At 70.8% G+C, this 19,592-nt stretch carries 14 protein-coding genes and 1 pseudogene; 10 read left to right on the forward strand and 5 right to left on the reverse strand.

The window, feature by feature from the left end:
• Positions 1 to 11: 11 nt before the first annotated feature.
• Together QQM72_RS37395 and QQM72_RS37400 are read left to right on the forward strand one after the other, a co-directional pair.
• Positions 12 to 164, forward strand: a pseudogene (locus tag QQM72_RS37395) (NAD(P)-dependent alcohol dehydrogenase); the annotation flags it as partial.
• 204 nt (positions 165 to 368) lie between these two features.
• Entirely contained in the window at positions 369 to 1,547 is a 1,179-nt protein-coding gene (locus tag QQM72_RS37400; RefSeq protein ID WP_314225236.1) for a TetR/AcrR family transcriptional regulator, read from the forward strand.
• A gap of 140 nt (positions 1,548 to 1,687) precedes the next feature.
• Here QQM72_RS37400 and QQM72_RS37405 read toward each other — a convergent pair whose 3' ends face one another.
• From QQM72_RS37405 to QQM72_RS37415, 3 genes are all read right to left on the reverse strand, one after another.
• A complete protein-coding gene (locus QQM72_RS37405; RefSeq protein ID WP_314225237.1) occupies positions 1,688 to 2,887 on the reverse strand; it encodes an oxygenase MpaB family protein in 1,200 nt (399 codons plus the stop codon).
• A gap of 503 nt (positions 2,888 to 3,390) precedes the next feature.
• Positions 3,391 to 4,128: a polyamine aminopropyltransferase gene (locus QQM72_RS37410; protein ID WP_314225238.1), complete on the reverse strand. Its 738-nt coding sequence runs from the start codon at positions 4,126 to 4,128 to the stop codon at positions 3,391 to 3,393.
• Positions 4,129 to 4,227: 99 nt separating this feature from the next.
• A complete protein-coding gene (locus QQM72_RS37415) occupies positions 4,228 to 5,913 on the reverse strand; it encodes a ribonuclease J (protein WP_314225239.1) in 1,686 nt (561 codons plus the stop codon).
• Between the two features lie 656 nt (positions 5,914 to 6,569).
• Here QQM72_RS37415 and QQM72_RS37420 point away from each other — a divergent pair.
• Genes QQM72_RS37420 through QQM72_RS37430 form a run of 3 tightly spaced genes read left to right on the forward strand, consistent with a single transcriptional unit; the run spans position 6,570 to position 10,051 of the window.
• The gene (locus QQM72_RS37420) at positions 6,570 to 8,324 is read left to right on the forward strand and encodes a diacylglycerol kinase family protein (protein ID WP_314225240.1); all 1,755 of its coding nucleotides are present in this window, start codon (positions 6,570 to 6,572) and stop codon (positions 8,322 to 8,324) included.
• A 1-nt stretch (position 8,325) separates the two neighbouring features.
• Complete coding sequence (locus QQM72_RS37425) at positions 8,326 to 9,279, forward strand: YihY/virulence factor BrkB family protein (RefSeq protein ID WP_314225241.1); 954 nt, start codon at positions 8,326 to 8,328, stop codon at positions 9,277 to 9,279.
• A gap of 1 nt (position 9,280) precedes the next feature.
• Positions 9,281 to 10,051: a phosphatase PAP2 family protein gene (locus QQM72_RS37430; protein WP_314225243.1), complete on the forward strand. Its 771-nt coding sequence runs from the start codon at positions 9,281 to 9,283 to the stop codon at positions 10,049 to 10,051.
• A gap of 506 nt (positions 10,052 to 10,557) precedes the next feature.
• On the opposite strand, the gene QQM72_RS37435 is transcribed toward QQM72_RS37430, so the two are convergent.
• A complete protein-coding gene (locus QQM72_RS37435) occupies positions 10,558 to 11,607 on the reverse strand; it encodes a ScyD/ScyE family protein (protein WP_314225244.1) in 1,050 nt (349 codons plus the stop codon).
• A gap of 1,355 nt (positions 11,608 to 12,962) precedes the next feature.
• Between QQM72_RS37435 and QQM72_RS37440 the strand changes: the two genes are divergently transcribed.
• The 3 genes from QQM72_RS37440 to QQM72_RS37450 all read left to right on the forward strand — a co-directional run bounded on the left by QQM72_RS37440 (position 12,963) and on the right by QQM72_RS37450 (position 15,498).
• Positions 12,963 to 13,868, forward strand: a complete 906-nt coding sequence (locus QQM72_RS37440) for an NADP-dependent oxidoreductase (RefSeq protein ID WP_314225245.1) — start codon at positions 12,963 to 12,965, stop codon at positions 13,866 to 13,868.
• Positions 13,869 to 13,945: 77 nt separating this feature from the next.
• Complete coding sequence (locus QQM72_RS37445) at positions 13,946 to 15,007, forward strand: alkene reductase (protein WP_314225246.1); 1,062 nt, start codon at positions 13,946 to 13,948, stop codon at positions 15,005 to 15,007.
• A gap of 11 nt (positions 15,008 to 15,018) precedes the next feature.
• Entirely contained in the window at positions 15,019 to 15,498 is a 480-nt protein-coding gene (locus QQM72_RS37450) for a MarR family winged helix-turn-helix transcriptional regulator (protein WP_314225247.1), read from the forward strand.
• A gap of 106 nt (positions 15,499 to 15,604) precedes the next feature.
• Here the strand turns inward: QQM72_RS37450 and QQM72_RS37455 are convergent, their stop codons facing one another.
• A complete protein-coding gene (locus QQM72_RS37455; protein ID WP_314225270.1) occupies positions 15,605 to 16,519 on the reverse strand; it encodes a LysR family transcriptional regulator in 915 nt (304 codons plus the stop codon).
• Positions 16,520 to 17,247: 728 nt separating this feature from the next.
• Here QQM72_RS37455 and QQM72_RS37460 point away from each other — a divergent pair.
• The gene (locus QQM72_RS37460; RefSeq protein WP_314225248.1) at positions 17,248 to 18,048 is read left to right on the forward strand and encodes an FHA domain-containing protein; all 801 of its coding nucleotides are present in this window, start codon (positions 17,248 to 17,250) and stop codon (positions 18,046 to 18,048) included.
• An 11-nt stretch (positions 18,049 to 18,059) separates the two neighbouring features.
• On the forward strand, positions 18,060 to 19,592 hold the full coding sequence (locus tag QQM72_RS37465) for a serine/threonine-protein kinase (RefSeq protein ID WP_314225249.1): 1,533 nt from the start codon (positions 18,060 to 18,062) through the stop codon (positions 19,590 to 19,592).

Below are 19,592 nucleotides of genomic sequence, written 5' to 3' on the forward strand. Positions count from 1 at the left end.
GAACTGGTCATGGGTTTCTCATCCCCGAGCTGATCGGCCCGCACAGGCGTGGCCTCTTTCCGCTCGGCAGGTTGGTCACCACGTTCCCGTTCGAGGACATCGGCGCGGCCGTGGCCGCCATGGGGGACGGCAATGTCGTCAAGCCGGTGCTCACCTTCGCCTGACCGGCCGCTTGGACACCCGGAACAGCGGTGGCGGACGAGGCGTCTTCGGCGCGATGCCGGCAGTCGCCTGCCGCGCCCACCGCCGGCACGAGCCGTTCACGTCACAAGACCGGAACCACCTGGGACGTGATCCTGGAGCCTGGCCCTGTGCGGTTCGCGCCGCGGGAGCCCGGCCTCCTGACGGCGTGTGGTTGACTCGTCCGCATGGCCTCCGCCTCCCCATCCACCCGTTCGGCCGCGGCCGCTCGGCCGCGTAACCGCAAGCAGCTCATCGTCGAGGCGGCCGGGCAGGTCTTCAGCGAGCGCGGCTACCACACGGCGTCGATGGAGGAAGTCGCCGCCTGCGTGGGGATCTCCGCGGCCGCTCTGTACCGGCACTTCCCGAACAAGTACGCCCTGTTCTCCGAGTGCGCCGATGTCATGGTGGACGGACTGGTCGCCGCGCTCGACGAGGTGCCGTCCGGGGCGACCCTGCTGGACGTGCTCACCGCCATCACCCGGATCACCGTCGCTCATCGCGCGTCGGGCGGCGTGTACCGATGGGAGGCCCGGTACCTCAACCGCGACGACCGTCGGCGTCTCGCGGCGAAGTTCGGTCGCCTCGTCGAGCGGGTCGACGAGGCGGTACAGCGCGAGCACCCACTGCCTGACGAGCGCCTGCGGGCCATGGCGGCCCTCGGTGCGATCGGGTCCATCACGATGCATCGCACCTCCATCGCCGGGCGCCGGGCCGAGGAGCTGCTGCTGGCGTCCGCGCTGGGCGTGGCCGCGAGCGATCCCGGGGCGCGCCGTCCGGGCGCGCGCCCCGTCGAGCTGCCCGCTCGGCCGGTGCCGCGCACGCGACGCGCGGAGATCCTCGCGGCCTCCGTGCCGCTGTTCGCTCGGGACGGATTCTCCAGCGTCACGAACGGTCAGATCGCGGAGGCGGTGGGACTGACCCCGTCCGCGCTCTACCGCCATTACCCCGGCAAGATCGACATCCTGGCGGCAGCGTGCCTTCAGGCGGCGGGACTGCTGGCGCAGGGGGTGGAGCAGAGTCTGCGGGAGGTGGTCGGCCCGCACGACGCCGTCGTCGCGCTGGCAGCGACGCATGTGGCCTACAGCTTTGAGTACACCGAGCTCAACAGCGTTGCCGAGGCCGAGCTCGCCGGCCTCCCGGCCGGACTGCGGCGCCCCGTGGTCCTCGCGCAGCGGGAGCACATCGCCGTCTGGGAGCAGCAGTTGCGGCTGGCCCGTCCGGAGCTGGACCCACGCCAGGCCCGGGTGCTGGTGCATGCGGGGTTCGGCGTGGTGGTCGAGGCGGGACGCAGACTGCGGTGGCAGGACAGCCCTGACCATCGTGAGGCGGTGACCGCTCTGGTCTTGGGTGCTCTGGGTCTCTGAGCGGGCGGCCGGAACCCAGCGGCGGCGAGGCGTCGTGCGGAGAAGTGTGCTCCCGGCACTTGATCGAGGGGCCGCCTCGTACGAGAGTCACCGCCGCCCCCGGCCCGTCTGCCGCGGGGCGGTGAGATCGGGTCGACGGCTCAGCCCGCCCTGTTTCCGGTGGGGATCGTGACGGGGGTGGTGGTTCCCGAGGAGCCCTTGTTGAGGAACAGCATGCCCAGGGCGCGCACGAACTGGTCGAACATGTAGAAGGTGCCGGGCATCACGGGTGACAACCCCTCGCGGAACAGGATGAAGGCCGGCCACGCGGTGCGGACCAGGGCCGCCGACACGTAGTCGCGTTTCAGTCCCAACCAGTCTCCGACCTCGTCGCTGAGGACGTAGCGCACGAACTCGTTCAGGAACCCGCGCGTGACGCCGAGGTCGATCTGTGCTGTCAGGCCGAGCAGATCCTCGGCCAGTGCGATGCCCTCGGTCGACGGGGTGAGTATGGGGGTGAGCACCTGCGCCGACTGCTTCTCGGCGGCCGCCCATGTCTGGGGAATGTGTTCGTCGGGCACACCGAGCAGGTGGACGGCCACCTGCCACGAGTGCAGGAACGCCTCCTGGTCCGCCGCCGGGAACGGGATCCTCCAGTCGAGCAGCTTCCGGTATACGTAGGTGCCCAGGCTGTGGAAGGTGACCAGGATGTCGGCGGCGCTGATCGGGATGGTCTCGTCGGCGACCGCCCGCCAGTGCGGCGACTGCGGCAGCAGGTGACGGACCGCGGCGTGCACCACGCGGGTCTTGTTGGCGGTGACGACGAACTGTCCCGTCGGCTCGAAGGCTCCCAGCTGGGACAGGTCGTAGCCGAACGTGAACGTCTTGGCCGCGCGGTCCTGCATGTCGGCGCCGCCCGCGGACCAGTAGACGCTCTTGGCCTCTCGCGGAATCACGGTGCTCATGATCCCGCTGCCGAGGCCGTACAGCATGAACAGGTACGTGTCCCTGCGCCGGTTGAAGTCGGCGGCGCGGGCCAGCTTGGCGGGGTCGGCCCAGGAGGGCAGCCGGTTGACCTGCCGCAGGTATGCGGCGAATTCGGCCGGCACGCCCGTGGGCAATGGGTCGTTGTTGTTCACCCACGACGCCCATGCGGTGTTGATCGTCGGCACGTGGCCGTGGTCGAGCATCGAAGCCATCAGAGGGTCGGCCGCGTCGTCCCAGATCCATGCCGGACCGGTCCCCGCGGCGGCTCCAGCCACCGAGCCCGTCGACGCCCACGCCTGCCCGGGGTTCGCCACGCCCGCGAGGCCGAGCGCCACGCCGAGCGACAGAGCTTTTCGTCGGCTGAGATTCGTCATTGACTTACCTGCTTCCCTGAGAGGGTCAGGTGGTGCCAGATTCCTTGACATACAGGTCAGTTGCGTGGCCCATGTATGACACACCTTGTCGCACGAATGTGATTCTCGATTAACATAGCGAGGTGTGTTGCGGTCGGCAATGGGGGTGACCGAGGGCTCGTAGTCGATGCTTCTCCACGGTCCGCAGGCCCCTCTCCGCCACGACCGCCGGCAGCATCGCGGCATCCGCGCACCCCGCGACGTCTAAGGCGTGGATCGGGACACTCTTCGACGGGCCGTCACCCCTGCGCGCGACCAGAGGCAGCGGCGTCGTCCAAGGCGAGGGCCGCGTCGCCCTGGGCGTCCGGCGGGCGAGGAGCGGCAGGTCGTCCCGCCCGTCCTCGTGTGGGAAGCAGCTGGTCGCACACCCTCGCGACCAGGTCGGTCGCGTTGCGGGTCTGCGGCCGGCAGGTGACGTGCGCGCAGTGGGCGCCCTGGTCGGCGGAGGCCGCGCGGCCTTCGCCCTACGATGTGCCCGGTACGGTGCGGGCCACGTAGACGGTGTTGGTCGAGGTACCGCCCTGCAGGGGGTTGTCGAAGTCGACGACGTGGGCCGCCGCTTGCGCGAAGACCTCCGTGAGCGTGGCGGTGAACCGCTCGTCGGGCGGGTCGTTCGACCACAGGGCGAACACCCCGCCGGGGTGGAGGTGTCCGGCAAGGGCACGGAGCCCGGCGGGCTGGTACAGGGCCGCGTGGCGCGGGTGGAGCACATGGCGTGGTGAGTGGTCGACGTCCAGCAGGACGGCGTGGAAGCGGCGGCCCGGGGCCTCGGGGTCCAGGCCGCGGGGGTCGGCGGCCAGCGCGAAGAAGTCGCCGTGCGCCAGACGGCAGCGGGCGTCCGAGGTCAGCTCGGCTCCGAGGGGTACCAGGTGCCGTTGGTGCCAGTCGATGACTTCGGCGAGCGCTTCGATCACGGTCAGCGAGCGCACCCGAGGGTCGTCCAGGGCGGTCCGGGCGGTGTAGCCGAGCCCGAGTCCGCCGACGGCTACGTCCAGTTCCTGCCGTCCGGTGTTCGCAAGCTCGGCCAGTCCGAGTTCCGTGAGCGCGATCTCGCCGGCGGTGAAGAGGCTGGACATCAGGAACTCGTCGCCGAGCTTCACCTCGTACACGTCCTCCCCCGAGACCGGGTGGCGCCGGCGCCGCAGACTGATCTCGCCGATCGGGGTCGGCTGCCAGTCGATCTCCTCGAAGCGCAGGCCCATCCGTTGACCTTTCTGACGTGCGTAAATGCAGGGCGCCGTCGCCGGAGTGGCGACGGATCCACCCAGGCGTGGCAGCGGGGAGCCGGGGCGGCCGACCGGTCAGGCGTCGATGATGACGGGGATGATCAGCGGCCTGCGACGGTGCGTGCGGAAGGCCCAGTTGGCCACGGCTCGGGCGACGAGCTGTTCGAGCTGGTGCGCGTCACCGACGCCCTCCTGTGCGGCGTTGGCCAGCGTTTTCTCGATGACGGGGATGACCGGCTCGAAGGTCGTGTCGTCGTGGACGAAGCCGCGGGCCAGGAAGTCGGGGGCCTCGGCGAGGGCGCCGGTGTCGGCGTCGACGATGGCCACGACGGTGATGACGCCCTCCTGGGCGAGGGTGACCCGGTCCTTGAGAGATGCCTCGGTCGCGCCGCCGACTTCCATGCCGTCCACGTAGACGTTTCCGGCGGGCACCTTGCCGGTGATGGAGGCGCGGCCGTCGACGAGGTCCACGACGACACCGTCCTCCGCGATGACGACCCGGTCGGGGTCGACGCCGGTGCGGATGGCGAGGTCGGCGTTGGCCCGCAGGTGGCGGAACTCGCCGTGGACGGGCATGACGTTGCGGGGCCGGACGATGTTGTAGCAGTAGACGAGTTCACCGGCGCTGGCGTGACCGGAGACGTGCACCTTGGCGTTGCCCTTGTGGACGACGTTGGCGCCCCACCGGGTCAGGCCGTTGATCACCCGGTAGATGGCGTTCTCGTTGCCGGGGATGAGGGAGCTGGCGAGCAGGACGGTGTCGCCCTTGCCGATGCGGATCGCGTGGTCGCGGTTGGCCATCCGCGACAGGGCGGCCATCGGCTCACCCTGAGATCCCGTACACACCAGGGTGATCCGGTGGTCCGGCAGCTTCTCCAGTTCCTTGGCGTTCACGACCAGGCCGGACGGGACCTTGAGGTAGCCCAGGTCTCGGGCGATGCCCATGTTGCGGACCATCGAGCGCCCCACGAAGGCCACCTTGCGGCCGTGCTGGTGGGCGGCGTCCAGGACCTGCTGGATGCGGTGCACGTGGCTGGCGAAGCTGGAGACGATGACCCGGCGTGGCGCGGTACGGATCACCTGTTCGATCGCGGGGTTCAGTTCGCGTTCGGAGGTGGTGAAGCCGGGGACCTCGGCGTTGGTCGAGTCGGTGAGGAACAGGTCCACGCCCTCCTCGCCGAGGCGGGCGAAGGCGCGCAGGTCGGTGATCCGGTCGTCCAGGGGGAACTGGTCCATCTTGAAGTCGCCGGTGTGCAGCACCAGGCCGGCCGCGGTCCGCAAGGCCACCGCGAGCCCGTCCGGGATGGAGTGGTTGACGGCCACGAACTCGCAGTCGAACGGGCCGAAACGGCGCCGATCGCCCTCGCGCACGCGCACCGTGCGGGGCCGGATCCCGTGCTCCTTGAGCTTGGCCTCGAGGAACGCGAGGGTGAGCTTCGAGCCCACGACGGGGATGTCCCTCCGCTCCCGCAGCAGATAGGGCACGCCCCCGATGTGGTCCTCATGGCCGTGGGTGAGCACGACGGCCACGATGTCGTCCAGGCGGTCCCGGATCGAGGTGAAGTCGGGCAGAATCACGTCCACCCCGGGCTGGTTCTCCTCTGGGAACAGCACACCGCAGTCCACGATCAGCAGCTTGCCGGCATGTTCGAAGACCGTCATGTTGCGACCGATTTCGCCCAGGCCGCCCAGGGCGGTGACCCTCAGCCCACCTTCGGGCAGCGGCGGGGCGGTCTTGAGTTCTGGGTGCGGATGGCTCATGACCTCACGTTACCGAAAAGTCTGCCGGTGTGATCCACTGCCCCACACGGTCGATGCGAGACGCGGCGCGGCGCCCGGGCGTCCATGGCGGGACAGGGTGCGGTCTGCGCCTCCTCGCGCGGCGGTGCGGCGGTGTGCCCGCACCGCTTCCGAGTCCGCCGACACGCCCCGGTCGACCCCACCACGCAGCGTCCTCGGCGGCGCGGTGTCCGGTGAATCACCATGCGGAACCAACCGAAGCCGGGAGGACATCCGCCGTCCAGCAGCCTCGGGCCCACATCGACGACTGCTTCGCGCAGTGTCGGTCGACGGGACACGCAGCGCCAGGACAACGCGGGACGACCAGGGCCGCCCGCGTACGTGAAACAGCCGGCGAGCCGCGGCGCTGGGACCGTTCGGCCCATGGCGGGAGCGGGCGGCAGCGGCAACGGCTTCCGCAGGGGGTGCGGACACCGCAAGGTCCGCACCGGCCCCCTCCAGCATGATCACAAGGGAGGGCGAACCGGGATCAACAGCCACAGCGGCAGGGACCGAATCGAAGTCGAGTAACCCATCGGCTGGTCTGCGCGGTGACATCGGGGGCAGACGGCGGTGCATCGGCCGCGATTTCGTGGCCGATGCACCGCCGTATCGCGCCGACCCGTGGGAGACCTGAGATGCCGACCGCCGCACCGCACAGACCGGCCGAGCTGCCCGGTGGGAGACCAGGAGCCTCCCGGACCGGCCGCTCTTTCCCGCTGCCCCGAGGCATCGGCCGGACCGCCGCGCGTATCGCGGCGCTGACGGTCTGCCAGGGCGCGCTGATGGTGGGAATCGGGCTGCTCATCACCGGGCCCGCCCGTGGGCTGTGGCCGATGACGGTCGAGGACGACGTCAACGAGGGCTTCGAAAACGCCCGGACCGGCACCTTGACCACCCTGTCGTTGCTCGGTTCGGAGGCAGGCAACACCCTCACGGTGATCGCCGTCACCGTCCTCGCGTGCGCGGGCCTGATCCTGATCCCCCGTCTGCCGATGTGGCGTCAGGCGGCCTTCCTCGCCGTCGCGGTGTCACTCCAGTCGCTGGTGTTCCTGGTCATCACCGAGTCGGTGGACCGCCACCGCCCCGATGTGCACCGCCTCGACGCCTCCCCGCCGACCTCCAGCTACACGTCCGGCCACACCGGGGCGGCCACCGCGCTCTACGGCGGACTGGCGGTGCTCGCGCTGTCCCGGCTCCGCGGGCCGTGGCGGCGGATCGTGGGCGCCCTGCTGCTTCTCATACCGGTGCTGGTGGCCGTCGCCCGCCTCTACCGGGGCATGCACCACCCCACGGACGTGGTGGGCGGGCTGGTCAACGGCAGCCTGTCCCTGCTGATCGTCGGCCGTGCCCTGTTCACCGACGGGACCGTGACCGCTCCGGCCGGGGCGAGCCCCACCCCGTCCTCGGCGAGCGCGGGGACGAGCCCGGGCGCACCGGGCCCGGGCCGGACTGCCGTGATCTTCAACCCCACGGTGACCGGCGAAGCCGACCGCGAGGCACTGCGGGGGGTGCTGGAAGGACACGGTCACCGCGCACCGGTGTTCATCGAGACCACTGCGGAGGATCCGGGCACGGGTCAGACGGCCGGCGCGGTCCGCGACGGCGCCCGGCTGGTCGTGGTCTGCGGTGGTGACGGAACCCTGCGGGCGGCCGCGGACGCCCTGGCCGACAGCGGCGTACCGATGGCCATCGTGCCCTGCGGCACGGGCAATCTGCTGGCCCGCAACCTCGGCCTGCCGCTGTCCCCCATCGACGCGCTCGACGCCGCCCTGTCGGGCGCGCCGCACCGACTCGACCTCGGCCGAATCGAGGGTGACGGCCTCACCGCCACCCACTTCGCCGCCATGTCCGGGGTCGGTCTCGACGCCGAGATCATGGAGCACACCGACGACCGCGCCAAGTCCGTCCTGGGCTGGCCCGCCTATGTACTGGCCGCAATCGGCACACTGCGCACACCGCGGATGGGTCTGACCGTCCGCCTCGACGACGCGCCCGCCCTGCGCCGCACGGCCCGCATGGTCCTCATCGGCAACGTCGGGACCGTGCAGGGCGGGACGACGCTCCTGCCGGCCGCCCGCCCCGACGACGGCAGGCTCGATCTGCTGGTCCTCGACCCGCGCGGCGTCGGCGGCTGGCTACGTGCGCTGGCGACGCTGCTTCGCGGTGGTGCACACGCGCCCCGGCCGTCAGCCGTGGACACCGTCACCACGCGGGACGACGACGGCAGCGGCGTACCGGTGGAGTTCTTCACATTCCGCCGGGCCCGACTGACCTTCGACTCCACGCAGTCCCGGGAGCTCGACGGCGATCCCGTGGCACCGGGCCGCCGGCTCACCGCCGAGGTCAGGCCGGGCGCGCTGACGGTGCTGCTGCCCGCTGGAGGTGCGTGACATGGGTACCGCGACCAAAGTCCCCGAGACCCGTGACATGACCGGCGACGAACTGTCCGCCGACGAAGCGCTGGCGTCACTGCGCCGCTACGGCCGCTGGGCCCTGCTGCGCGACTCCTTCGTCCGTTTCCGGTACGCCGACGGCTTCACCCATTCCCGCGCGCTCGCCCTGCAGACGGTCCTGTCGGTGATCCCGCTGACCATCGCGTTCGTCGGGCTCTCCACCACGCTGCACACCGAGAACATCGGTCGGCTCGCCGAGCTGACGATCCACCGGATCGCCGAGGGTCCCAGCGCCGACGTGGTCGACGACGCGCTGAATCGCAGCCGGCGCACGGCGGGCGACGGCGCGCAGGTCGCGCTCTGGTTCGGTCTGCTCTTCTCACTGGTCAACACCACCACCGCGATGTGCCAGGTGGAGCGCGGCGCCAACCGGATCTACGGGAACGAGCGCGACCGCCCCTTCGGGCAGAAGTACCTGCGCGGTCTGGTGATGTCCGTCAGTGCCGGGCTGCCGCTCGGACTGGGGTTCATCGTCATGGTGGCCGGCGGCGACCTGGCGTCCGCGGCGGTGACCGTCTACCGGCTCGACGGCGGCGCCCAGAGCGCCTGGGAGATACTGCGCTGGCCCTTCGGTCTGCTGCTCGCGCTCATCTCGGCCAGCGTGATCTTCCGCCGAGCGCCCCGCCGCCGACAACCCGGGTACACCTGGCTGGCCTTCGGCGCCGCCGTGTACCTGGTGCTGTGGACGACGCTGACCTGGCTGCTGAGCCTGTATCTGGGGATCAGCGGCTCCTTCGACACGGTCTACGGGCCGCTCAGCGCCTTCATGTCACTGCTGCTGTGGGCCTATCTGACCTCCATCGCCCTTTTCCTCGGGTTGGCGTTCGCCGCGCAGCTGGAGGCAGCGCGGGCCCTGCGGGCCGGCCCGATCGAACCCGATCCTGGAGTCTGAAATGGTTGTGCGAGCCGCGGTCCAGAACCTCCGAGACCGTCGTCGCCGGGCGGCCGACCGCAGATTCGGCGTCCGGCTGTTCGCGGCGGCCGCCGTCGCCGCCGTCGCCGCCGTGCCCTTCGCGCTGTTGCTCGTCCTCGTGGAGGGCCAGTGGCAGCCGCTGCGCCGCCTGGACGCGGGCACCGCCCAGCGACTGCACCACACGGCCGTGACACACCCGGCGTGGACCAGCTTCCTGCGCTTCCTGTCCGACTGGGTCTGGGACCCGGCCGTCCTGCGGACAGCCGTCGCGCTGCTGACCCTTTGGCTGGTGTACCGCAGGGCCTGGCGGCTGGCCGCGTGGTCCGCCGTGACGGCCGTGGCCGGCGGGCTGATCGGACTGCTGGTCAAGACGGTGGTCGAGCGGGCCAGGCCGTCCCTGGAGGATCCGGTGGCGCACGCTCCGGGATTCTCCTTCCCGTCGGGTCACGCGATGACGGCCACCACCTCGTTCGCCGTCCTGCTGCTGGTCCTGCTGCCGCTGGTGCCGCGCGCCTGGCGGCCCCTGTGCTGGTGCGCCGCCGTCCTGTCGGTGCTCGGAGTCGGCTTCACTCGGGTCGCGCTCGGCGTGCACTGGTTCAGCGACGTGGTGGGCGGCTGGCTGCTGGGCCTGGCCGTCGTCGCCCTCACCGCCTGGGCTTTCGAGGCCTGGCGCGCCGACATCGGCCGGGGCCACGCCGAGGTGAGCGACGGGCTGGAGCCCGAACTCGTCGACGCCCACCCCGAGCCGTGACCACCCGAACCGTCCCGTCGTCGGGCGGGATCGGGCTGTGATCGTCGGCCACCGTCTCATCGTCGGTCCACACCACTCACGATGATCAACGGTGGTCGCACCCCGTCTCCGCACAGGCCCAGGACCGGTCGACCGGACCGGGAATGCAACTCGTGACAGCCACCGTGCCGACAAGCGGGCGCGGCTGCCCTCTTCACCAGGGAGCGGCCGCTGGGCAGAGGGGTCGACGCCTGGGCGGTCATCCCGCCGCCGGGATTCTCAGCGTCCGGTTCGAAACCTGCTTCGGCAACGAGCGCCATCCCGCTCGACATCAGCCCGGTGTGGGCCGGGCGTCCGCCCGGTGTCGGGGGTTGTTGCTCTGGAAGCGGGCGGCTTGGTCGATCTCGTGGGAAACGCCGGGATGCGTGAACGGCCCCCCGGTGTGGGTCACACCGGGGGGCCGTCATCATGGGCGTACGCACGTCGGGGGCGAAGGAGAGAGTCGTACCGGCACGCCGTGGAGCGGGTCAGTAGGTCAGGCTCAGCAGTTCGCCGGTGGTTCCTCGCGCGTTGTTGACGATGAAGATCTGACCGGCCCGGTTGACGTCGAGCCCCGTGCCCATGATCAGCCTGTCGCCGGTCGGGATCTCGGTGACCGCCTTGGTGGCGGTGTCTATCTTCAGCACCTTGCTCGGCTGCGGCGGGTCCCCGACGTAGCCCGGGGTGTACGTCAGAGCGATCAGGTCGCCGTTCGGTGCGACGGCGAGGTCCACCACGTTGGTCAGCCCGGTGACCCAGAGCTCGGGACCGTCGGGGCCGACCTTGTAGATCCGCGACTGGCCCGCGTAGACGCCGAGGCCGGCGACGTAGGTCGTGCCGTCGGCAGCCCGGGCGATGCCGGTGGGCACCCCGTCGCGATCGTTCTCGTTCGTCGGCAACACGAACTGGGTGGACGTGGTGCCGCCCGCCGTGCGCAGCACGGTGTTGGCCCCCGCGTCGGCGACCAGGTAGCCGCCGCCGCTGCGCAGGATCTTCCACGGGTTGGAGTAGACCTCGCGGCCATCGGGGTTCAGCCGCGACTCGTGGTCGACGTAATCCGCGACGATCGAGCCGTCGCGGGTCCGCATGAGCGTGCCCAGCGTCTTGGCGTCCGGGCCGAGCGCGGCGCGGCTGTCGTTGTTGAGCTGGCCCGAGTTCAGAACGAGATAGCCACCGTTCGGGTCGGGCAGGACACTTGCCGGGCCGATGCCCTGGACGGCGGCCCCGGGCTCGGCGCCCGGACCGTAGGACGTCAGACCGGTGACCACACGGCCCTGCCATGAGCCCTTGACCTTGTAGATGGAGCCGGTCTTGCCCAGGCACACCTGACCGACGGGGCAGCCCGGCAGACCCTCACCCGACTCGGCCACGAGCAGGCTGCCGTCTGCCAACGCGGTGACGTCGCGAGGGTTCTTCAGTCCGGAGGCGACTACCTCGATCGTCGTCTCGGAAGCGGCTTCGGCTCCGGTCGTGGCAGCGCCGGCAGGCCCCGCGACCGCAAGGGGTACGGCGACGACACAGGCCGATACCGCAAGCATGGATTCAGTGAAGCTCCTGCGTGAATTCGACATTCCTCATGTGCTCCTTTTCCTTTGCGTGCCCCGCACCATTCAGGAAAGCGGACGACGAAACGCGGGTGCCACACTAGAGGAGATCGGAGCACACGACCGCGCCGATCGAATCCGCCTGCCGCCCTTCTCTAGCGGCTCTCCAGAAAGCCTCGACGGGCCACCAGGACCGGAAACGCACTCCGACTGCGCAATGAGCAAGGGGCGTAGCTCATCGCGGGTGAGGAACGCAGGTCAAGCCGTGAGGCCGTAGCCGTGCCGACAGGTCGGTGACTCGGTAGCGGCGTTCGTGTTGGCGGGCGAGGTAAAAGGCGAAGCCGGCGTCGGCGTCGGCGTTGTCGTTTCAGTACGCGGAGTTTTGGAACCGGACGGCCGACAAGGGCTTCCTGAGTGAACCCGCCGATACCGGACCCACAACGCGCCGGCGCCCGCGATGACGACCCGGTCACCGACCAGGGGCCATCACGGGACCGTCGGGGCGCGGCGCTGGAGAGATCGCTCCGACGGCCTGCGACTGGGTGTCCATGGCCGGCGCGGGATGCGACGCGGTGGATCCGGGTCGCTCCACCGTCGACAAGAAGGCGGTGGGGTCGGCCTCGGAACGGTCGACTCCATTCCGCTTGTGGGCGAATATCCGATGGCATCGACAATGGGCCGGCACATCCGAAGACCCGAGCCGTCGAGAGGGAACTCCTCATCACAACCCTGGGGTGCCAGAGGAATGCCGGACTTTTCCGAGCAGTTCACCTGCCTGGCAGGGAAGTGGAGCGTGGCAGCGATGCATGACGAATACGTACGGCAACTGATGGCGCGGGCGAAGAAGGGCACTCATCCGGCGGCCGGAGGTCCGGGAGATCGCTCAAGCCATTTCCGAGGGCCGAGCGGGCCGCATCCTCTACCGTCCGCCGGACGCGGCAGCCGAGCGGGCGGCCCGGCATACGAGTCACTGATCTCCGACTGCCTTATTCACCCCGAAGACCCCGAGAATTCGACTCTGGCCGTCCAAGTGCTCACGGGGCACCGAAGAATGGGAGCGCGGCATTCCGGGCCGACTTCGTCGGCACCCACCCGCAACACCCGGCTCGTCCCCCAGGCCCAACACCTGAAGCGCCGCCCGACCGACCCCGTGGGCGCAGCAGGCGTGGCGGGAGACGCGCTCCGGCGGGCGTCTCCCGCTGCGTCCGCCGCCTTCAGGAGACCGGCGCACGACCGCAACCGATCTTGCGCGGCCCGAACGACAGCAAATACTTGGCTAGCCACATGTTTGCTGTTACGTTGGTTATGTGTCTAGCCACCTAAATGGGTGCGACGCGAGAGGAGTCGTCATGAAAGCCATCCTGTTCGACCGTTTCGGAGGCACGGAAGTGCTGCGCGAGGCGGACATCGAGGTCCCGCGGCCCGGCCCCGGGCAGATCCGCGTCCGCGTCAGGGCGGCCGGGCTGAACGCGCTGGACGGCAAGATCCGCTCCGGGGCACTGGAGGCCGTGTTCCCCACGCCGCTCCCCTCCGTCCCCGGTCACGAGCTCGCCGGCGTGGTGGACGCTCTGGGCGAGGGCGTCGACGACGTGCAGGTCGGTGACGAGGTGCTGGGCTGGTCGGACACCGGCTCGTACGCCGAGTACGCGCTGGCCACCACCGTGGCACTCAAGCCCGCCGGCCTCGACTGGCAGCACGCGGTCGCGCTGCCGGTGGCGGGCGAGACGGCCGAGCGGGTCCTGGACCTGCTGGGCGTCACCGCCGGGGAGACCGTGCTGATGCACGGCGCGGCCGGAGCGGTCGGCACCCTGGCGGTCCAACTCGCCACGGCCCGCGGAGCGCGTGTCATCGCCACCGCCGGCCCCGCCAACCAGGACTACCTCACCTCGCTCGGCGCCACCGCGACCCTCTACGGCGAGGGCCTGGTCGAGCGGGTCCGGGCGCTCGCCCCCGACGGCGTGGACGCGGTGTTCGACCTGGCCGGGAAGGGGGCCCTGGAGGACTCCATCACCCTGCGCGGCGGCACCGAGCGCATCGTCACCATCGCCGACCTCCGCGCGCACCAGCTCGGCATCACCTTCTCCAGCGGCGGCCAGGACCGCTCGGCCACCCGTCTGACCGCCCTGGCGCACGATGCCGCGACCGGCAAGCTCGTCACCACCGTCACCGCCTACCCGCTCGCCGAGGCCGCCACGGCCCAGCAGGTCAGCGACGCCGGGCATGTCCGGGGCAAGCTCGTTCTCACCCTCGGCTGATCACGCCCAGCCACCGCACCCACCACACCCGACCTCGGCGATGACCACCCGGCCATCGCCGCACCGAAGGACGTCGCATGCTGAATTCCCTGTGGACACCGACCACCGTCGGTGACATCTCCCTGCCGCACCGCCTGGTCATGGCCCCCATGACCCGTGACCGCTCCACACCCGAAGGCGTACCGACCGAGCTGAACGCCGAGTACTACGCCCAGCGGGCCTCGCACGCGCTCATCATCACCGAGGGAACCCAGCCCTCCGCCGACGGGCAGGGCTACCTCCTCACCCCCGGCATCCACAATGACGAGCAGATCGCCGGGTGGCGCAAGGTCACCGACGCCGTGCACGAGGCCGACGGCCGGATCGTCATCCAGCTGATGCACACCGGACGCATCGCCCACCCCGACAACACCCCCCACGGACGCCGGCCGGTCGCCCCTTCGCCGATCCGGCCGCAGGGAGCGATGTTCACCGCGTCCGGGCCCCAGGAGATGCCGGTGCCCCGTGCTCTGTCGACGCAGGAGGTCGCGGCGACCGTCGACGACTTCCGCCGCGCCGCGGCGGCTGCCGTCGCGGCGGGCGCCGACGGCGTGGAGATCCACGGCGCCAACGGCTACCTCGTGCACCAGTTCCTGTCCGACAACACCAACCAGCGCACCGACCGCTACGGCGGTTCCCTCGACAACCGCATCCGCTTCGCCGTCGAGGTCGCCACCGCCGTGGCCGACGAGATCGGCGCCGACCGCACCGGCCTGCGCATCTCCCCCGGCAACCCCTACAACGACATCGCCGAGTCCGACACCGCCGAGCTGTATCCGGCTCTCCTGCGCGCCCTCAGCCCGCTCGGCCTCGCCTACCTCCACGTGATGCACGCGGGCGACGAGGAGCTGCTGGGCACCCTGCGCGCGCTGTGGCCGACCACGCTGATCCTCAACCGGGCCGGGACCGACCTGCCCACCCGCGCCAAGGACATCGACCACGGCACGGCCGACCTCGTCTCCGTGGGCGCCCTCGCGCTCGCCAACCCGGACCTGGTGGAGCGGCTACGCTCGGACGCGCCGCTGAACACCCCCGACCCGACGACCTTCTACGGCGGCGGAGTGGCCGGCTACACCGACTACCCAACCCATACCGGCTGAGGAACCGCACTATGCCCGCCCAGACACCCCGCAACCCCACTACGGCCGGCGAGGGACCGGTGAGCTACGCGATCTTCCAGCTCGCGCGCGCTCATCGCGCCCGCGCCGGCGCCATGCTCCGCGAGATGGACCTGCATCCCGGACAGGAACTGCTCCTCATGCAACTCCTCGACCGGGACGGCCAGACCCAGTCCGAGCTGCTCGAAAGCGTCGGCCTGGACCACTCCACCGTCTCCAAGTCCCTACGCCGCATGCAAGACGCCGGCCTGCTCCTGCGCGAGCCGGCCGAACACGACCGACGCGTCATGGTGGTCCACCTCACCGACAAGGGCCGTGCCATGCGCGAGCCCCTGGCAGCCATGTGGCGGGCACTGGAGGAGACCTCCGCGCGGAACCTGTCGGCGCAGCAGACAGAGTCCTTCGTCCGCACCGCCTACGCCATAGCCGACGCGATCAACAGCCGCGCTCTACCGCAGGAGGAGTCCGAGTAACTTTGGTGGGGAACACCGTGCGCGTCACGATCCTGGTCGCCGCGCCGTCCGGCGTGAAGGTCAGGACCGACTCGAAGGAGTTCGGGTCGTCGCGCTCCCCCGGCCCTCAGAGAGCGGCGCGGGCTGCCTTCCGTATGGCGGCGATGCCGGGTTCGTCGCGTCGATCGGCGAGCCAGGCCAGGGCGGCACTGCAGGGCGTGAGATCGGTGACGTCGATGTAGCGGATGCCGGGGCGGGGGAACAAGTCGCGTGCGGCTGCCGGGAGGAAGCACATCGCCTCTCCGCCGGCCACGGCGTGCAGCAGGGACTCCATGTCGGTGACCACCGGCCCGTACCGCACGGGGCTGCCGTCGGGGCGCGGGTCCACCGCCCAGAAGTCCCACCACACCCGCGGCACCTTCTCGGGCATGGTGACGACGGGCCGGCCGGCGAACTGCGCCAGGGTGGCGCTGGGCAGGGTGGCCAGCGGATCGCCGGCGGGAAGGCAGGCCACGCGGGGCTCGGTGGCGAGATGACGCACCTCTATGCCGTCCGGAACGGGGGGCCGCAGGAACATCACGTCGACCTCCTGCCGGACGAGAGCGGCGAGGTGGTCGGCGAAGTTGAGGTTGACGACCTGCAGTGTCATCCCCGGGTGCCGGTCCAGCAGGGTGCGCAGGACGGCGCGGGTGTGCGGCATGGCAGCCTCGGCCCCGATGGTTCCCACGACGAGCTGGACCGAAATCTGGCGTGCCTGGGCGTCGGCGATCCTGCGGACCCGGGCAATGGCGTCGACGGCTGCTCGCGCCTCGGGGAGCAGGGCCCGTCCGGCGGCGGTGAGAGCGACCGCACGGCTCGTGCGCTCGAACAGCCGTACACCCAGGCGTTGTTCCAGGTCCCGGATCTGCTGGCTGAGTGCGGACTGCGTGATGAACAGACGGGTGGCGGCGCGCCCGAAATGGAGCTCCTCGCTGAGTACCACGAACAGGCGCAGCTGGTGAACGCTCGGTTCCGCCGGCCTGTCGGTTCCCCTGGCGGCTATGACAGTTGCCCTCTTTCCTCACTCATGAGGATTACCTTATCGACACGATGGGATTCCGCATGCCTGAATCCCATGACAACAAGGGTGCCGCCGTGTGAGTGTTCTGAGCGCTGCCCCGGTCGCCGGAACTGACCCTCCCGGCCTCGCGCCGGGCACTGCCGCACTCGCTCGTTGCAGGGAATCAGACGGGGGACGGACCTTGACCGACACCAGTATGCCGCCGCAGCACCGATGCCGATCCGTGGGCTCGATCCTCACCCGGAAGGACACACGGCGCACACCGCGCGCGGGCAGGGTCTGACACCTGCTCTGCCGCGCACCGCGAGTTCCGGGCCTGCGCCCGCTCCCCGTACGTCCCGGACGCCCGGCCGGACCGGACGCCCGGCCGGACCGCACTGCCGGACCCCGAGCCGATGGCACATCCCCCGCCTGCTTACGGGACGCGCCGACGGCGCGCACTCCCACTCCCCGGATGGCCTCGCGGCAGCGGTGGTCTCACCCTTCCGGCCCGACTCCGCCGAGCACGCCAACGGCCGGGAACCGGTACCGCCGCCGTCGACTCTCAGGGGCCGGAGCGGGCTGAGCGCCTTCGGCCGCCCCGCAACCTCGACCCGGCGACCACTGAGCTCTCACCCGAGCCCCGCGCCTGCCGGGCCGAACCCCACAGCTCGTGAACACCGTCCGGACGGGGACGGTGGCGCCATGATTTCGAGGAGGAGAAGGAGACCATGAGCGGCTTACTGGTTCACCTGCCGGCGGACGGGAGCGCGGAGATCACGACCGCGTCGGAGCCGGTGAGTCTTCGGCTCGGTCCGGGGGACGTGGCCCGCTTCGGGCGCGGCTCCGCGTCCGTCCCCGTCGATCTGCGGATGGCGAATCCAGCGGTATCCCGGCTCGCCGGAGAGATCCGGGTGACGGAGGACCACTGGCAGTTGAGCAACCTCAGTACCAACCAGACCTATCTGGTGGAGAACCCCGAAGGGGCGGGAGAGTACTTCAGGGTCCCACCCCGCAGGGCCGGAGCCCCCGTGCCCTTCGAGTTCGCACGTGTCGTCCTGCCCACCCGCGGTTCCGCCGTGAGTTTCCAGGTGTTCGCCCCCGACCACGTGTACCTCGGCGCGAGCGGCACGGCGGGCCTGACGGGTACCGGGACACTCGCCGGCTTCTCCCTGGACGAGACCTCCACGTACTTCCTCGTCCTGGTCGCGCTGTGCGAGCCGCGGCTGCGCGACGAGTCCACGGTGGCGGTGGCGACCACGCCCCAGATCGTGGAGCGGCTGCGGAACCAGCCGGGCTGCGAGCGGCTGACCAACCGCGCGGTCAGCTCCCACATCGACTATCTGGCGGACGAAAAGCTGCGGATCACGGCCCCTGCGACGGCCGGACCGGGTCAGGGCGCGCGACGCAACGGCAAGCGGGACGCGGTGGCGGGACTCGCCCTGCGTTTTGGGCTCGTGCGCGAGGAGCACCTGGCACTCCTGCCGTCGAGAAGATCGTCGCTCCACCGGACGGGGGTGGCGGGAGGGTGAGCAGCGGATCCATGGAGGTCGTTCCACGCGGCTACCGGGTCGGTGAGTGGGAGGTCACCGGCCTGATCGGGGCTGGTGGATGGGGGACGGTGTACGCGGCCAGGCGCGCCGGCGATCCGGACGGCGGCGGTGACGGCGGGCATGGCGGTGACGGCGATGACGAGAACTCGGGCGGCTCGGCCGCGCACGGGGAGTCGGCTCCGTCGGAGGTCGCCCTCAAGTTCCTGCCCACGGCCGGGCTCGCGCCGCGACAGGCGCGCGGGCTGGTGGAGACCGCCCGGCGCGAGACCGAGCTCAGTCGGCGCACCCGGCATCCCCGGCTGATCCGGCTGTTCGATTCCATCACGCTCGGCGAGTCCGCCGGTTCGGCCTTCGACGGGGCCGTGGTGCTCGTCATGGAGCGAGCGGGACAAAGCCTGCGCGAACGGCTGGAGGCTTCGTCTCCCCCCGGTCGGGGCGGCCTCTCGTCGCCCGCTGCGCGATCCTCCGCCCCGTCCGGAGAAGTACCGCTGTCGGCGCGAGAGGGAGCACGGCTGCTCACCGAGGTCTGCGAAGGGCTGGCGCACCTGCACGGCCTGGGCTGGGTGCACGGGGACCTCAAGCCCGACAACGTCCTGATCATGGCGGACGGATCGGCACGGCTGGCGGATTTCGGCCTCTCGGTGGAACTGACCGGCACCCACGCCTACATCCCGCCCCTGGGCACCCCCGACTACCTGCCGCCGGAACGCTGGCAGGCGTCGCTGGGCGAACGGGGCGTGCAGGTGCGGCAGAGCACCGACATCTGGGCGCTGGGCGTGATGATCCACCAGGTCTTCACCGGAGGCGCCTCGCCGTTCCCCGGGGCCACGCCCGCGGCCCGCGGAGCCGCGGCCCAGGAGTACGCCGACGGACGCGCACCGCTGCGCATGGACCTGCGCGTGCCGCCCTTCTGGCGCGATCTGGCGGCCGACTGCCTCAGTCCGGCACACACCGACCGTGCCGCGCACACCGTAGAGAGCCTGCTGGGCCGTATCCGGGCCGAGCAGGAGCGGTCCGCAGCGCCTCCAGGGGCCCGGAACAGGCGCACGATCCTGGCCGCCGCCGCGCTGATCGTGGCGGCGGGCGGCGTGGGCTCCGTCGGGTGGCTCCAGTACGACGACGACCAGCGGTCACCCGGCAGCGGCTCCGGCTCCGGGCGAGGCGGTGCGACGCCGAGCATCGTGCCGAACGCGCGCATCAAGGTGTACAACGCAGAGCGGTCGTGTCACCGGCCCGGCGAGCGGGACAACCTGTGCAGCCTCGGACTCGCGATCGACCCCCTGCTGCCGTACGACATCGACAACGTCGTACTGACCAGGGTGTGGGACGGTGACGTCCTGACCGCCGACTGCCTGCTCCCCCAAGGGATGCCGGTCGCCGACGAGGCGGGTACGCGTTCGGTGCGGTGGTACAGGGTGCGTCTCACGGCGGAGGAGGGCCGGACCACGGCCTGGCTGCCGGCGGTGCGGACGAAGGATCGTCCGGCACTGGCGGAGTGCCCGGCCCGGCCCTCTGCGGGCTGA

Source organism: Streptomyces zaehneri, assembly GCF_032248645.1.
In the GTDB taxonomy this organism is placed as follows: Bacteria; Actinomycetota; Actinomycetes; order Streptomycetales; family Streptomycetaceae; genus Streptomyces; species Streptomyces coriariae.